This is a genomic window from Vibrio sp. WZ-1 (assembly GCF_052037695.1).
Taxonomy (GTDB): domain Bacteria; phylum Pseudomonadota; class Gammaproteobacteria; order Enterobacterales; family Vibrionaceae; genus Vibrio.
On record NZ_JBQEQR010000074.1, the window covers coordinates 196,959 to 212,430 of the forward strand.

The following is a 15,472-nucleotide window of genomic DNA, read 5'->3' on the forward strand; positions in this document are numbered from 1 at the left end:
AAGCGCGCGATGTAAATCGCGCGCTTTCGTTATCCATTCAATCTGGATTAGACGTTACATACTGTCGACCAGCTACCGTCACTACCCGGCTCTGATGCTGTCCACCAGTTTGCTTGGTATACCACACCATTGTGAATCACTTTATCACCTTGGTTAGCGTGGCTTGGGTTACCTTGCCAGTCCGTTTGTGGGAAGTCTGGGTAAGTCACAAGGCCTGTTGTGTCACAAGTGCCAGGCTCAGTACCACCGCCACCACCAGTGCCAGCGTTTAAGTCACCGATTGGTAGGTCTGGTTGCTCAAACTTGAACGCAAACTCTTTACCACCAGAAATCACCGTGTAGTTAGCAGGGCCAGAGATTGGTAGGTAGTAAACCATATCAAGCTCGTAAGTGCCGCCCGCTGGTAGGTCTTTCCATGCTGGTAGCGAGAAAGATACACGGTGCATTACACCATCCAAACCACCAATGTTGTTCGCACGAGTATGTCCAGAAGCAATCACGCTTAGGCCACCACCAGACTGATCTTTCGCGTTATCCGGTGCCGATACAGGAATATCGAACTGGAATTCAGTACCACCAGGAATCGCTTGACCTGTGTTGTTTGTGAACGTGATCTTAGGGTTGATTGGGTAGTTTTGGTCACCCACTTTAAAGCCACCAACGCTCACTGCGATATCAACAGCTTCTGTTGGGATAGCACCTGTCGCGATCTTGTTACCGTAAGGTGTTGCAGACTTAAACTTGTCATAAATCGCTTTAGTCATAGTGTTACCCATGTGGTACTCACCATTACCCGCCGCACAAGCCTGTTCAGTTGCATCAATCGTCGTACGGTTACCGTTCGCGTCTAGTACGTAACAGTTGTAGTCACCGGCTAGCTCCCAGAACATAATACCGCCGATCTCTTTATCGATAACGTAGTCAGCTTTCACCTCAACAGACGCTTTGTCTTCTGTTGATAGGAATACGCTCTTCTCTGCATTCCAAAGCCATGGTGCAACAGCAATATCGTCGTAGTTACGCGTGTATGTGCCAACCAATTGGTCTGTAGGATCGTTGACTGGATCTAAACCGTAAGCTTGAGCATAAGAACCCCAAATGCCTTTCTCTAGGTTCTTCGCATGCCACATTGGGTTAGAACCTGCACCCATTTCGTTGCCCTTAGGATCGGTATCATGCCACATGTTATCGATACCTAGAGCGCCGTGACCACAGTTATTCTTCTCGCCTTCGCCAGTACCAGGAGCACACTCTGATTGATTCGGTAGCGCCGCACGTCCCCAAAGACCATTCTCACCACCTGTTACCCCTTGCCAACCACGGGTGTAGTAAGGCACACCAATGTTGATACGACCAGCAGGCATAGAACCGCGGAAGTAATGGTAAGCCCAGTCAGTGTTCAAGTAGCCGATGCCGCCGTAAGCCGCAGTGCCATATACATTCCACTGTGCAAGCTCAGAGTCTTTACCTGTATCGAACAGTGCCGCATTGTGACCAACGTGATCATTCCAAGCACCGTGTAAGTCGTAAGACATGATGTTGACGTAATCGAGGTACTTAGTCACATCGAAAGTTTCCATACCACGCAGTAGATAGCCCGAAGAAGGCGCTGCGATGGTCAACATGTAGTGATGCCCATCTTGTGCAGATGCTGCATCCAGTTTTTCACGTAGAACCTTCATTAGCACTTGGTAAGAAGCCCATAGGTATGGACGGCGTGGTTCCATGAAGTCTTTATCGTAAGGGTTACCTGCACCCGCCATCGACGTTGGGTACTCGTAGTCGATATCTAGACCATCGAATTTGTAGGTACGCATCATTTCAACTGCAGAAGTCGCAAACTTCTCGATACCTGCGTGGTTGATTGAACCGTCTGCGTTGGTTGTCATCGTGTAGAAACCACCATCCGCAACACGATTACCGTCTGTGCCGAAGTGACCACCTGTTTCAGCCCAACCACCAATCGAGATCAGCGTTTTAACGTCATGCTTTTGCTTGTAAGTAGCAAGTGCACCGAAGTGACCTTTAAAGCCTAGTGCCGGGTCTACTTCTACACCCGGCCAAGTTTTACCGGTTGCAGGGTTAGTTGGATCAGTCACATCACCAACGTTCACTTTACCGTCTGAACCGATGCTTACAAACGCGTAGTTAATGTGAGTTAGCTGATCCCAAGGAATGTCTTTCACAAGGTAAGCCGCTTGTGGATCATCACCACTACGCCAGCTTGTGAAGTAACCAATCACACGACGTGGGTGATCGGCCCCCATCAATTCACGACCGTCTTTGTCGTAAATCGTACAGTAAGGAACATCCACACCAGCTGTTTGGTACAGGCCATCAGGACGACAGTTTGAAGTTACTGCACCGCCATTTACTGATAGCGATACAAGGGAAGAATCTGTTGTTGCGCCAGCATCGTCAGTCGCTTTAGCGTAAATCGATACCGAGCCAGCTGCTGCTGGAGTGAAATCAACAGCGTAAGGCGCAGCGGTCGCTGTACCAATCAGTGCACCTGCGGCAAAAAACTCAACTTTAGCAACGGTACCATCCGCGTCTGCCGCAGTAGCAGAAACCGTTACCGTACCGCCAAGCTCAACAGAAGTGGCTGATAGCGCTACGTCTACCGTTGGCGCTTCGTTACCGGGTTGACCAGCAGCGACTGTCAACGTAACAGCACTTACTGTGCTCGCTGCGTTTTTGTCGTCATAAGCTTTAGTTGAGAACTCGTGAACACCCTCTGTCGCCGTCCATGAAGCAGTGAAAGGTGCTGCGGTTGATGTGCCAACCAGTGCGCCGTCAACAAAGAACTCAACTTTGCTGACTGTGCCGTCAGTGTCTGCAGCGTCTGCGGCAAGGTTAACAACGTCACCAGCTGTGATAGAGGCCGACGCAGAAGGAGAAGTTAGTGAAACAGTAGGTACTTCGTTAAGTGGTGGATCAACAGGGCCGCCATCACAAGCGCCAAGGTTCTCCCACTCCCCCCATTCACCTGATTGAGCTGGGTTGTTGTTTTGCGTCCAGTAGCGCGCTTTATATGCGCTATTTTCGTGCTGAACTTGATCACCACCATTATAAACTTTTGATGAATCCCAAGCTTCTAGAGGTTTACAGTCAACGGCTGCATAGCTGTTGAATGCCATTAGACAAGATGCAGTCAAAGTACTGAGTGTGAATACACTCTTTGCCGCTTTCCCGGTTCTAAGGTGCATAGTGCTCTTCCTTAAGTTGTTGTTAATACGATAGTAAACACGTCACATAAAACGCACTTTTACTTTTATTTCGACGTAAAATAACTTAAGTACAACGACAGGTTTTCACACTAAATATTTATAAATTTTCAACAGCACATCGCAACAAACCACTAAAACACTGCAACAAAACGCAACTTATTTTGCACCAATAACTAATTTTAAAGTGCAAATAAATATATCCGTCGCAAACTGCTGAATAAGTAGAACAAAATTCTAAATTTGGTGTACCCGTTCCAGATTACCTTGCCACTTTTTAACGTTTTTCAATGCTTTGCGGTATAGAGTTGATTGCTTTTTCGAAACACAAAGAGCTGTTCAGGCAAGTGTCAAAATACAGGTTCAATCCCCCCTATACTACAAAGTCGTACTTTCACTGACCGCTGCTGCACCACATTTGCTAGAGTCAGCCCGCACTTTCTGTTGGTAACTTGGTCATTCTAGGTGTTTCATTGAAATGACGTTTGTACTCACGGCTAAACTGAGACGGGCTACTGTAGCCAACAAGTCGAGCTGCATCATTTACCCTTTTTCCTTCTAACTGAATGAGTTCTCGTGCTTTATTCAGTCGAACTTTTTTAATGTACTGCAATGGGGATTCTAAAGTAACGGCTCTGAATGCTTGGTGAAATGCTGATATGCTCATATTCGCCTCTTCGGCAAGCGTCTGTACATTGAGCTGCTCATGATACTCTTGATGAACTCGATTAAGCGCTTTGGCTACTCTGGCATATGAACCTTCTTGGTATGCCAGATCGAATAAAACGTGTCCCGACTCACTTACTAGCGTTCGATAAACAATTTCTTCCAATAACATGTCACCAAGCATCGCCACTTCCAGCTCGTCGCATAACGCAGTCATCAAACGCTTGCACGCATCCAACATCTGCTCATTCATACGGACTGACTTTAGACCACAACGAGTCGAGTCCTCACAAACATTACTAAACCGTTGTGATTCCAGTTTTTTGACGAGTTTTTGCAACATAGCTGGAGAGATATCAATGGAAATCCCAAGCAGCGGTTCATTGTCGACTGCAATCGCTTCGCACTCTAACGGCATAGGAACCCCAACTACCAAGTAGTCGTCTGGTCCATAGCGAACTGGAGTCTGCCCGATGTGGATGTTCTTATACCCTTGCCCCAAAACAATGACACCGGATTGATATACGAAAGGTTGACGATTGTTACCTCTACTGCTGCGATAAAACCACACACCATCAATCGCGGTTTCTTTAATACCCTCTAAATCATCTAGGCCAAACTTAGTGGCGTATTGCTGCATTGTCTCAGCTAGTGTCTTCATTGCTTCACTCCAATCATTACCAACGCACTATACTTGGAGTTCTGATTACAGTTCCAGCACAAGAGGGGCATATTTGTAGAAATAGGCAATAAATTTGCAGAAATCGGTCTACTCACAGACAAAACCGCGTACTAATATGCATGTATTCACTCTCCTCACATTGGAAGCAAGAGGTCTAATAATGAACTTTTCATACGTCAACCCTACTAAAATCTTCTTTGGCCAAGGCCAAATCGCGGCAATTAAAGAGGCGATTCCTGCCGATCAAAAAGTACTTGTTATCTACGGTGGCGGCTCTATCAAGAAGAACGGTGTTTACGACCAAGTAGCACAAGCCTTAGAAGGCCGTGAATGGCTCGAATTTTCAGGCGTGGAGCCAAACCCAACGAAGGAAACGCTAGATAAAGCAGTTGCTATCGCAAAAGAACAAAACGTTGATTTTATTCTTGCTGTTGGTGGTGGTTCAGTTATTGATGGTTCTAAGTACGTTGCAGCATCAGCGAAATACGACGGTGATGGCTGGGATATCATGGTGGGCAAACATCAGGTAACAGAAGCAACACCGCTGGCAGCCATCCTTACTCTTCCAGCAACAGGCTCTGAGTCAAACATGGGCGCTGTAATCACTAAGAAAGAAACGCAAGATAAATTGGCGTTCTTAGCGCCTGCAGTTCAACCGAAGTTTGCGGTTCTTGACCCTGACGTAATGAAGACCCTACCTGAGCGTCAGCTTATCAACGGTCTTGTGGATGCATGGGTTCACGTTTGTGAGCAATACCTAACACTGCCAACGGGCGCAATGGTTCAAGACGGTTACGCAGAAGCACTACTGAAAAACCTAAAAGTACTCGGCGAACAGTTCTCAGAGCGTGATAACGATCAATGGCGTGCGAACCTAATGTGGACTGCAAACCAAGCGCTCAATGGCTTGATTGGTAGCGGTGTTCCTCAAGACTGGGCAACACACATGATCGGTCACGAGCTTACCGCGCTATGGCACGTAGATCATGCTCGTTCACTGGCTATTATTCAACCATCTCTGCTTCGCAACCAAATGCAGTTCAAACGTCCTAAGCTTGAGCAAATGGGTCGCAACGTCTTTGGCTTAGTGGAAGGCGGTGATTTAGCAGAACGCACAATCCAAGCGATTGAAGCCTTCTATCACCAATTAGACGTAGCAACCCAGCTTGAAGGCTACGGAGATGACCGTGAAGCAGCTATCGATTCTGTGATCGCTCAGCTAAACAAACACGGAATGACGGTGTTGGGTGAAAACCAGGCAATCGATCTAGAAAACAGTCGCAAGATCTTAGACCTAGCGGTCGCATAAAGATTCGATCTGTAAAATTACTGCCTTTTTTAACGGTATTGTGTCTGCGCAGACACAATACCGTTTTTTTATGGTAATTTAGCCGCACACTGACAAAACGATATAAATTGAACTTTTCTGCTAAAAAAATAACAAACAGGCGATAGTTCGATGCTGTTGTGTAAGCCGATGACCAAAAACAAACCAAGTGCTTACCAATCGAAGTGTCACTTTTTTGCTTGCTCATCAAACATTGAGCGTAATGTCGTCTATTCAAGAGTTAATCGTATGTGGTTGATTGTCATAGCTTGCGCGCTCATACATATCATCAGCATTAAGACTGGTCCAAAGTGGCTATTCTTTCTGACCAAGCCACTGCCACTCATCGTAATGATTGGTATGCTACTCATTTCTCCAGCCAGTCACCTTCTTTACACAAAGTTGGTTATCTCCGGACTTTCGTTGTCCCTGATTGGTGACCTAATCATGATGTACCCAAAGGATAAGTTTATTTTTGGGATTAAACTGTTTTGTCTCGCGCAAATCAGTTACGCCTTGGGTTTCATTAATATGGCTGCCTGGCATTTCACTCCTTGGCTTCCTTTCGCCGTATTCGGCGCTGGGCTTTGCGCTTACTTTTTCTTTAAGCCCGACTTGGGCAACGAAAAATGGTCCGTTGCTAGCTACATCTTTGTTTTAATGACGATGCTATGGATGGCGATAGAATATTACGCCAGTGGTAAGACGCAATCGTCAGCGTTCGCTGTGCTTGGGAGTTTCATTTTCACCCTGTCTGGTATCGTACTTGCCTTTGAGCGCTTTGGCAGTACTTCGATATTTTCACGCCAAGTAGTAATGACAACCTACTATTCAGCACAGCTTCTTATCTCCATGTCTGTCTTCGCGATAGTGATCCGTTTTCTTTAAACCTGCATACATTGTTAGTTTCTAATGAGTTATTTACTCACCAGTTGGACAGCTTAACCCTGATAAACAGGTGCAACACAGTTAATAACTTGTTATTGTATAAAGAAATTTATTCGAAACGTTGGCAGCCTTGAAAGAGAAAAATATCGTTGTTGAGTTCAGCGGCGTAAACAAGTGGTACGGTGAATACCACGCCCTTAAAGATATTAATTTTTCAGTACATACCGGTGAAATCGTTGTTGTATGCGGCCCTTCTGGTTCAGGTAAATCCACACTTATCCGTTGTATTAACCATTTAGAATCCATCCAAGAAGGCGAGCTCTTCGTTTTCGAACAGCCAGCCGATTCCAAAGCACAAAAACCTGGCAAAGTGGGTATGGTGTTTCAACACTTTCATCTGTTTCCGCACCTAACGGTTTTAGAAAACCTCACTCTTGCACCTATCCGCACGCTTAAGCTTTCTAAACAAGAAGCGGAAGAACGTGCAATGCAGTATCTCAAGCGCGTAAACATCGAAGAACAATCCAACAAGTACCCAATTCAGCTTTCCGGCGGTCAGCAACAGCGTGTCGCAATCGCCCGTTCGCTTTGCATGGAACCCGACCTATTATTGTTTGATGAACCAACATCTGCGCTCGATCCTGAAATGATTAACGAAGTGTTGGACGTGATGGTTGAACTTGCACAAAGCGGCATGACCATGATTTGTGTGACTCACGAAATGGGTTTTGCGAAGAAGGTCGCGAATCGAGTGGTGTTTATGGACGAAGGGGAAATCATCGAGATGAACTCACCAATCGCACTCTTTGAGACACCACAGCACCCTCGCACTCAAGCGTTTTTAAATCAGATTCTGAGCTACTAGCCGATGGTATTTCGAATCCTAAAACCCGTTTTACAAGCCATATTACAAATCGCGATTCTATTGGTTGCGATCGTTTGGGTGCTCGATTCCGGAGCACAAGCGATGGGTTATCAATGGCAGTGGGAGCGTGTGCCAGACTACATCGCCTTTTATGAAGATGGTGAGTGGTGGCCTGCAGAATTAGTAGATGGCCTACTCGTTACCCTAAAAATCTCTGCACTTAGTCTATTCTTCACTTTGGTTATTGGTTTCGTCACCGCGTTGCTGCGCCTGAGCAACTCCAAAGTGGGTAACGCGATGGGTACGGCTTATGTAGAGTTGATTCGCAACACGCCGCTACTAGTGCAGATTTACCTGCTCTACTTCGTGTTTGGCCCTGTTATTGGCTTAGACAGGTTCAGTACTGCGGTCTTAGCGTTATCGCTGTTCCAAGGTGCTTACACTGCAGAAATATTCCGTGCGGGCTTAAATAGCATTCCAAAAGGTCAGTTTGAAGCGGCGAAGACCCTAGGGCTATCCCCTTTCTTTGCCTACAAAGACGTGATTCTTCCGCAGGTACTTCAGCGTACTCTGCCACCATTGACCAATGAAGTGGTTTCTTTGATTAAGAACTCTTCAATCGTCAGTGTGATGGCAATATTCGACCTCACAACCGAGGCAAGAAACATCGTCTCTGAAACGGCGATGCCATTTGAAATCTGGTTTACTGTGGCAGCAATCTACCTTGCTCTCACATTATCACTTTCTGGCTTATCCGCTTGGCTGGAACACAAACTAGGAGCCAGTTGGCGCAAATTATAAGGAGATAACATGAAGTTATTCAAAGCGACCATTACTGCATTACTGGGGCTTGCGATTGCTTTACCTTCATTAGCCAATGAAGAAGCAGCAACACCAAACGTAGATCAAATTAAAGAGCGTGGCACGCTTCGCGTTGGTATGTCGACATTCGTACCATGGGCGATGCGTAATAAGCAAGGTGAGCTAATTGGTTTTGAAATCGACGTAGCAAAACGACTTGCTGCTGATTCTGGCTTGAAAGTCGAATTCGTACCGACAGCATGGGACGGAATTATCCCTGCTCTGTTGGCGAAAAAGTTTGACGTTATCATTGGCGGAATGTCGATTACCCCTGAACGTTCTAAGAGCGTGTTGTTCACGCAACCTTATTCCCACTCTGGCGTTCAAGTCGCGGCAAACAAAGAGTTAGCCGAAGGCTTTAGTGAGTTTTCTGATTTCAACTCTCGCCGCGTGAAAATTGCCGCTCGTCGCGGTGCATTCACCGTTCAAGTTGCGCGCGAAACCTTCCCTAAAGCAAAGATCCTTCAATTCGATGACGATGCTCAAGCATTTCAAGAAGTCCTTAACGGAAATGCGCACGCTGTAATCGCATCAAGCCCAAAACCAGAGCACGAAACGGTCAAACACGCAGACAAACTATTCATTCCATTTACAGAGCGTCTATCGAAAGGTAACGAAGCCTTTGCTGTTCGTTTAGGTGAGGAAGACAAAAAAGCCTTCTTCAACAAATGGATTGAAGCACGCACTCAAGATGGTTGGCTAGATGAGCGTTACGAATACTGGTTCTCAACGCTAGATTGGCAAGACCAAATTGCACAGGGTCAATAACGCCCCCAACGTTTGCAATAACTAATTACACCGACTCGTTTAGCGGGTCGGTTTCTTCTTTACTAACGGAGTCGAACCTTGAGCGGACAAACCACCTCTCGCGTTGCACCAACCAAATCTAATTCAGGCTTTTTCTTCAGCCGTTTTAACCTACTCGATTGGGTGCTACTGGTCATCTGTGCGTTTGTTGGGGTTTGGCTCTACCATCGTTCAACTGTTGGTGTTAATTACATCTGGCATTGGAAAGATGCGATTGATCTGTTATTCACACCCAGATCAGACGGTGGTTTACCATATTTTTTTCAAGGCTTAATTTCAACCTTACGCCTTAGCCTTTGGGGCATAACCTTTGCGCTGGTATTGGGAACCCTACTCGGTCTGGCACGCTTCTCAGATTCTGTCTGGTTGCGCACACCCGCCAACGCGTTTATTCAGTTAGTACGAAATATCCCACCATTGGTGTTCGTATTTATCTTCTATTTCTTTATCTCTAACCAGCTGATTCCATTACTTGGGTTAGAAGATCTTCTTCGCAACTACCGTGACGAACCTAACTCTATTCAACACTTCTTATTCGGCCCAGCGAATCTTTGGGAAAACTTGGCATCCGGCGTACTTTGTGTTGGTCTGCTTTCTTCTGCCTACATTGCAGAAGTGGTGCGTGCTGGATTACAGAGCGTTGATAAAGGCCAATGGGAAGCGGCAGACTCTCTTGGTCTTTCATCTTGGGTCAAATATCGCTTCGTCATTGCGCCACAGGTACTAAAAGCCATTACACCAGCGCTTGCAGGGCAAACTATTTCTTTAGTCAAAGACACCTCAATCGTCTCACTGATCTCAATTCAAGAAATGACCTTCGTCGGTACAGAAATGGCGAACTCTTCAGGCTACATTTTCGAAATTTGGCTCATTGTAGGCTTTGTTTACTTCCTGATTTGTTTCGGTCTATCAATGTTTTTTAGGTACATCGAGAAAAAATCGGAATCTATTTCAAATTAACTCAATAAGCCTCGCAATTCGATACCGAATGGGGTTTCAATAGAACCCTCATATTGTTACATTGAAAATATGAATAGCATTCGGTACATAGCATGGAGCTAACAAAACAATCTGATTATGAACGCTATATTCGGATTGACGAGAATGGAGAGCATTGCGTGCATCTTCATCAATTTGTCTTTAGAAGCGTATATCAGCCCATTTTTGACCACTCAAGAACACTCATTGGTATGGAGGCTCTCCTTCGTATCGAAACCGTAGATGGTGTTTCAATCCGACCAGACATCTTCTTCTCCGACAACAGTTGGGATAAGAGTTTCCGTCTTGCCGTTGAATTCCTAAGTCGCGCTATCCATATACGAAATTTTGCCAAGCACTTTGCTGGTTCTGGGGTTAAGTTGTTCTTAAACGTCATGCCTGCCGCCCTGCTCACGCTAACCACCGATATGGGGTTCAAAGATACAGGGTTGCTTTATCAACGTTTAAAAGCCCTTAATATGGAGACGAGCGACGTTGTTTTTGAAGTAATTGAACAGCATTGTGAAGAAACAGAGAGCCTTATAAAGGCCGTCGAAAAGCTTAAAGCCAGTGGTTTCCTATTCGCAATTGATGACTACGGCGCCCAGTATTCCGACCAAAAAAGAGTGCTTCAACTCTGTCCTGATATTATCAAGATTGACCGTTCTTATTTATTAGAGTTCTGCAATGGTAACGAAGATGCCGTCTTCAGCGCTATGGATCTCGCACAGAATTTAGGCGCGAAAGTTGTGATTGAAGGCGTCGAGCAACAGAATCAACTGGCTGCAATGCAAGCGCTCTGCGTAGACTTTTATCAAGGGTTCTATCTAGGAAAGCCGAAATCAATCCACCATTGGACAGTGCAAAAAGCCAATGCCAAAGTTCTGCATTAAACGCATTATCGAAGATACAGATTAAATCGTTTTAGATACAAAAGCGCCGCCTAGGTTACTCACCAAGGCGGCGCTTTTCTGTTTATGTCGACTCTGATATCGAAATGAGACGTTTAGAAGAAGTCGATTGAGTTGCGGCCACTCTTAGGATCGCGAACCGCTTGAGGCTTGTCGTCTTTCTTGCCTTTCTTAGCAGATTGAGACAACGCTTCTTTCTGGGCTTTACGCTCTTTGTGTGCAGCTTTACGACCAGTCGACTTAGGGCCCTTAACGTTCGCTTTCTCGTTCTTTTTCGAGCGAGACTTTTCTTTACGAGCCGTTTGCGCTTCTTTCTTCGCCTTCTTCTCTGCTTTTTGCTCTGCAGTTTCTGGCTCAGTCACTGGCGCATCACACACAACGACATAATATTCTTGGTTGAACTCGAAGAAATCACCGTCGTACATTTTGCGACGTTTACGCGTTTCTAGCTCACCATTTACCGCTACGTAACCTTCTTCGATGATGTGTTTTGCTTCACCACCGCCACTCACCAAGTTTGCGATTTTGAAAAGCTTGTACAGCTCAATTGGGTGCGCGTCAACGTCGATACCGATCGCTTCGATCTCAATCTCTTCGCCTTCTAAATACTCTTCGTGTTCGTAATCTTGGGTCATGTTCATTACTCATTTTTCTTGATGAACGGAGTTTAAACGGAATGCGTACAAATAGAAACGTGATCTTCACTCAACTTGTCCAATTGGGTATATACTCACCCAATAACTCCTTGAACGAGCGATATTTTGTCTACTAAGAACCACATTACCTTTGCCAGCGCCAACCTGTTTAACTTTATTGCTCCACCTGGTGCGTATTATGATTTCGAGAACATCTACTCACTCGATGATTGGCACGACAAACTCGCTTGGACCAAATCGCAATTCGAACAGCTCGATCCTGATGTCATTGGCGTACAAGAAGTATTTAGCATAGAAGAGACCAAAGCCTTCTTTGCCGAAATAGGTTACGAGTACTTTGCCACGGTCGACACACCACATATCGAAGGCGATTACATCTACTCTCGCCCTGTTGTCGCTGTCGCCTCGCGCTTTCCGATTGAAAGCTTTGAAGCGGTTACATTTGATAAAGAGACACTCAATGCCTTTGGTGAAATCGATGCGCCAACTTTCAGCCGCAAACCCGTTCGCGCCTGCATTGTTCACCCTATTATTGGTCATATCTCTGTGTACGTCACACATTTGAAGTCACAACGCCCTGCAGACTCAGACACACCTGAACAAGCAAGCCGACCGATTGCCCGCTGGCTGTCAACGCAACAAAGGGGTTGGGAAGCAGCAATGCTGCGCGACGCCATGCAAAGGCAGTACGCATTGATTCCAATGCCGACAGTATTAATGGGCGACATGAACCAAGCCATCACTCCAACGAGCGTTAACAATGTTTTGACCGAGCATTACGGTGACAGCGTCACTCATTTACAACTCAGCGATGGCTGGGAGTTACAAATGTCACCGTCGCTAGAGTCACGACCGGCGACACACTACCACTTTGCCAAAGGAAACGTGTTGGATTACATCTTACTATCGCAGGAGTTTGATGCGCATGCCGATGTATCAATAGCGGAAGTCACGAACTACCAAGTGCTAGATTCGCACTTAATCAATCCATCTTTTGAAAAAGATAAGAACGCCAGCGACCACGCGTTTGTGGCGCTGACGGTAGAAATTAAGCTTTAGCGTCGGTGTGGCGCTTTACAATCTTACGCGGAATCAACTCTACACCCGCTTTATAGCGTTTCGCTGAAGCGTTAAGTGCAAGCTCCATTGCGCTGTCGGCAATCAGCTCAAATTGCTGTGGTAGCGAGTTGATTTTGATTGGCAGGAAGTCCAGTAAGCGGTTATCACCAAAGGTGGCCAAACGTACTTTTCCCATCAGTTCTGGCTTTTCTAACATCACGTCCAACACGCCTTCCAATAAAGTGTATGACATGGTCACTACCGCATCAGGTAGTTGGCCTTTTGCAATCCACTCTTCCAGCACTTTCTTGCCTTCCTCACGAGAGAAGTGCTGGCCATAACCCACAAGCACCTTTTTCCCCTCTTGCTGGCAAGCAGAACGGAAACCCAGTTCACGCTCTTTAGAAACTTGAAGCTCTTCCAATGCGCCAATCAAACCGATGGATTCAATTTCCGAAGACAGCACCGATTCGGTAAGTTCAAATGCCGCATCGAAATCTTCACTGATCACACAGCAAAAGTGTTCATCATCCATAGGACGGTCGAGTGCGATAACTGGCGTACCCGAGTTTTGCAGCTTTAAGTAATACTCACTGGCTGCTGGCATACTGCTGGCCACAAATAACGCATCAATGCGGCGACTAACCAGCGCTTCCGCGACCTTCTCTTCAGTTTGTGGATTGTCATCTGAGCAACCAATTAGAATCTGATAACCCGCTTTGCGCGAGTTCTGCTCAATCAGCTTTGCTAAACGTGCGTAACTGGTGTTCTCTAAATCAGGAATGATTAATCCGAACGAGCGTGAATTGCCAGCCCGCAGTGAAGACGCGGCGTGATCCGGCTTGTAGTTGTATTGCTCGACTACCGCCATCACTTTCTTTTGGGTCTTCTCGCTAATGCGGTACTTCTGCGCCTTTCCGTTAATCACATAGCTTGCTGTGGTCTTAGAAACCCCAGCCAATTTTGCTATCTCATCCAGTGTCATATCGTAAGCCTTATTCTGTGCGCAGGATCATATTAATACATCAATGATCCTTCGATAAGTTGAATTATATGCTGAACCGATTCAGTATAAAAGCTGAAAGGATTCAGCAAAACTCAAAAATTGACGAGAATCACCAAAATCACCCATTGCAGACTCACTTTACTAAGCCATAGACACAATAAAGCAATGATTGATTACCCTATGATTTTAAAAACGGTTTCGCTGAATGCTTTAAAAATTTGCCCAATTGCTGAATCGATTCAGTTCATTGTTAAGCAGCTTATATTGATAAGCATAATGCTTAGCAAGAGATTCACCGGGTCAGCAAACAACAGATAAACGGCGTTACGCATAGATAAGCGCACTGCGTAACCAAGATGAATTAGAAATAGATACCTTAAGGCTGGAGAAGCACCATGCTTAAGCTAAGTAAGAACGACATTACCCTATCTCAATCCGCTACAGATAAGTTTGAAGCGATCAAAAACATCGCTCAAAGCCTGACAGACAAAGGTCTGGTTGAACAAGGCTATGTAGAAGGCATGCTAAACCGTGAAAACCAAAACTCAACATTCTTGGGTAACGGTATTGCGATTCCACATGGAACAACCGATACACGCTCAATGGTGAAAACCACTGGCGTAGCGGTTCACCACTTCCCAGAAGGCGTTGAATGGGGTGACGGCAATAAAGTATTCGTTGCTATCGGTATCGCAGCAAAATCAGATGAACACTTAGGCATTCTTAAGCAGCTAACCAAAGTACTGGGTGCTGACGGTGTTGAAGCGCGTCTACGTGATGCGAAAAGTGAAGACGACATCATCGCCCTACTTCATGGCGATGTTCAACTCGAAGCTGATTTCGATGCATCTTTGATTCAGCTTCAGTTCCCAGCAAGCGACATGGTTCAAATGAGCGCGGTTGCGGGCGGCCTACTTAAAAATACAGGTTGTGCTGGTACAGAGTTTGTAGCTGACCTAGTAACGAAAACACCGACGCACCTTGGCCAAGGGCTATGGCTAGTTGGTAGCGACAAGCAAGTCACTCGCACTGGCGTTGCTTTTGTGTCAACCGCTAACTTCTGTGAGTTTGAAGGCGAGAAAGTTCGCGCTCTAGTCGCTTTTGCTGCTTGCAACAACGCACATCAATCTATCTTAAGCACAATTTCTAAGCTTGTGTTTAACAATGAACACAACAAACTACTTGATGCGTCTGCTGAACAGATTCTTGCTCTATTCAAAGGCGAAGAAATGGCTACTGAAGCGGCTGAAGATGGCAATACAGCGGTCTTCAAAATCAAGAATGCTCACGGCCTACACGCTCGTCCAGGTGCAATGCTGGTTGCTGAAGCGAAGAAATTCGAATCGAACATTCGAGTAGCAAACCTTGATGGTGATGGCAAAGCGGTAAATGCGAAGAGCCTAATGAAAGTTATCGCACTTGGCGTGAAACACGGCCACCAGCTTCAATTCTCTGCTGAAGGCCCAGATGCAGAGCTGGCAATTGAGTCTATCGGTAAAGCGATCGCTTCTGGTCTTGGTGAAGGTTAAGGAGCGCGAG

General features: G+C 45.9%; 13 protein-coding genes. 9 read left to right on the forward strand and 4 right to left on the reverse strand.

The features are described from left to right. Nucleotides 1–47: 47 nt before the first annotated feature. Nucleotides 48–3,209 carry a chitinase C-terminal domain-containing protein gene (locus tag ACTS60_RS11060; RefSeq protein WP_440888271.1) on the reverse strand — a complete coding sequence of 1,054 codons (3,162 nt, stop codon included), beginning with the start codon at nucleotides 3,207–3,209 and terminating at the stop codon, nucleotides 48–50. A gap of 445 nt (nucleotides 3,210–3,654) precedes the next feature. Beyond that, nucleotides 3,655–4,554: an AraC family transcriptional regulator gene (locus tag ACTS60_RS11065; RefSeq protein WP_252042792.1), complete on the reverse strand. Its 900-nt coding sequence runs from the start codon at nucleotides 4,552–4,554 to the stop codon at nucleotides 3,655–3,657. 181 nt (nucleotides 4,555–4,735) lie between these two features. Here ACTS60_RS11065 and ACTS60_RS11070 point away from each other — a divergent pair, with 181 nt between their 5' ends. The 7 genes from ACTS60_RS11070 (at nucleotide 4,736) to ACTS60_RS11100 (ending at nucleotide 11,194) form a co-directional block, all read left to right on the forward strand. Further along, nucleotides 4,736–5,884 (forward strand): iron-containing alcohol dehydrogenase, encoded by a 1,149-nt coding sequence (locus tag ACTS60_RS11070; protein ID WP_440888272.1) that lies wholly within the window; start codon nucleotides 4,736–4,738, stop codon nucleotides 5,882–5,884. A gap of 267 nt (nucleotides 5,885–6,151) precedes the next feature. Beyond that, the gene (locus ACTS60_RS11075; protein WP_440888301.1) at nucleotides 6,152–6,790 is read left to right on the forward strand and encodes a lysoplasmalogenase; all 639 of its coding nucleotides are present in this window, start codon (nucleotides 6,152–6,154) and stop codon (nucleotides 6,788–6,790) included. 130 nt (nucleotides 6,791–6,920) lie between these two features. Then, on the forward strand, nucleotides 6,921–7,655 hold the full coding sequence (locus ACTS60_RS11080) for an amino acid ABC transporter ATP-binding protein (protein WP_440888273.1): 735 nt from the start codon (nucleotides 6,921–6,923) through the stop codon (nucleotides 7,653–7,655). Nucleotides 7,656–7,658: 3 nt separating this feature from the next. Then, nucleotides 7,659–8,456, forward strand: a complete 798-nt coding sequence (locus ACTS60_RS11085; RefSeq protein WP_045385167.1) for an amino acid ABC transporter permease — start codon at nucleotides 7,659–7,661, stop codon at nucleotides 8,454–8,456. A gap of 9 nt (nucleotides 8,457–8,465) precedes the next feature. Further along, nucleotides 8,466–9,284: a transporter substrate-binding domain-containing protein gene (locus tag ACTS60_RS11090; RefSeq protein ID WP_440888274.1), complete on the forward strand. Its 819-nt coding sequence runs from the start codon at nucleotides 8,466–8,468 to the stop codon at nucleotides 9,282–9,284. A 78-nt stretch (nucleotides 9,285–9,362) separates the two neighbouring features. Then, a complete protein-coding gene (locus tag ACTS60_RS11095) occupies nucleotides 9,363–10,283 on the forward strand; it encodes an amino acid ABC transporter permease (protein ID WP_409386874.1) in 921 nt (306 codons plus the stop codon). A gap of 92 nt (nucleotides 10,284–10,375) precedes the next feature. Next, entirely contained in the window at nucleotides 10,376–11,194 is an 819-nt protein-coding gene (locus tag ACTS60_RS11100) for an EAL domain-containing protein (protein WP_440888275.1), read from the forward strand. Between the two features lie 113 nt (nucleotides 11,195–11,307). On the opposite strand, the gene ACTS60_RS11105 is transcribed toward ACTS60_RS11100, so the two are convergent. After that, nucleotides 11,308–11,847: an RNA-binding S4 domain-containing protein gene (locus tag ACTS60_RS11105; protein ID WP_010649343.1), complete on the reverse strand. Its 540-nt coding sequence runs from the start codon at nucleotides 11,845–11,847 to the stop codon at nucleotides 11,308–11,310. Between the two features lie 126 nt (nucleotides 11,848–11,973). Here ACTS60_RS11105 and ACTS60_RS11110 point away from each other — a divergent pair, with 126 nt between their 5' ends. Further along, nucleotides 11,974–12,927 carry an endonuclease/exonuclease/phosphatase family protein gene (locus tag ACTS60_RS11110; RefSeq protein ID WP_440888276.1) on the forward strand — a complete coding sequence of 318 codons (954 nt, stop codon included), beginning with the start codon at nucleotides 11,974–11,976 and terminating at the stop codon, nucleotides 12,925–12,927. Here ACTS60_RS11110 and cra read toward each other — a convergent pair. Further along, the gene (gene cra / locus ACTS60_RS11115) at nucleotides 12,917–13,912 is read right to left on the reverse strand and encodes a catabolite repressor/activator (RefSeq protein ID WP_071234474.1); all 996 of its coding nucleotides are present in this window, start codon (nucleotides 13,910–13,912) and stop codon (nucleotides 12,917–12,919) included. The two genes, ACTS60_RS11110 and cra, sit on opposite strands and share 11 nt — an antisense overlap. A 416-nt stretch (nucleotides 13,913–14,328) precedes the next feature. Here cra and fruB point away from each other — a divergent pair, with 416 nt between their 5' ends. Next, the gene (gene fruB, locus ACTS60_RS11120) at nucleotides 14,329–15,462 is read left to right on the forward strand and encodes a fused PTS fructose transporter subunit IIA/HPr protein (protein WP_182025330.1); all 1,134 of its coding nucleotides are present in this window, start codon (nucleotides 14,329–14,331) and stop codon (nucleotides 15,460–15,462) included. Nucleotides 15,463–15,472 lie beyond the last annotated feature (10 nt).

Coding starts and splice junctions, on each gene's coding strand:
- ACTS60_RS11060 (WP_440888271.1), bottom strand. CDS start 3,209: ATGCACCTTAGAACCGGGAAAGCGGCAAAGAGTGTATTCACACTCAGT.
- ACTS60_RS11065 (WP_252042792.1), bottom strand. CDS start 4,554: ATGAAGACACTAGCTGAGACAATGCAGCAATACGCCACTAAGTTTGGC.
- ACTS60_RS11070 (WP_440888272.1), top strand. CDS start 4,736: ATGAACTTTTCATACGTCAACCCTACTAAAATCTTCTTTGGCCAAGGC.
- ACTS60_RS11075 (WP_440888301.1), top strand. CDS start 6,152: ATGTGGTTGATTGTCATAGCTTGCGCGCTCATACATATCATCAGCATT.
- ACTS60_RS11085 (WP_045385167.1), top strand. CDS start 7,659: ATGGTATTTCGAATCCTAAAACCCGTTTTACAAGCCATATTACAAATC.
- ACTS60_RS11090 (WP_440888274.1), top strand. CDS start 8,466: ATGAAGTTATTCAAAGCGACCATTACTGCATTACTGGGGCTTGCGATT.
- ACTS60_RS11100 (WP_440888275.1), top strand. CDS start 10,376: ATGGAGCTAACAAAACAATCTGATTATGAACGCTATATTCGGATTGAC.
- ACTS60_RS11105 (WP_010649343.1), bottom strand. CDS start 11,847: ATGACCCAAGATTACGAACACGAAGAGTATTTAGAAGGCGAAGAGATT.
- cra (WP_071234474.1), bottom strand. CDS start 13,912: ATGACACTGGATGAGATAGCAAAATTGGCTGGGGTTTCTAAGACCACA.
- fruB (WP_182025330.1), top strand. CDS start 14,329: ATGCTTAAGCTAAGTAAGAACGACATTACCCTATCTCAATCCGCTACA.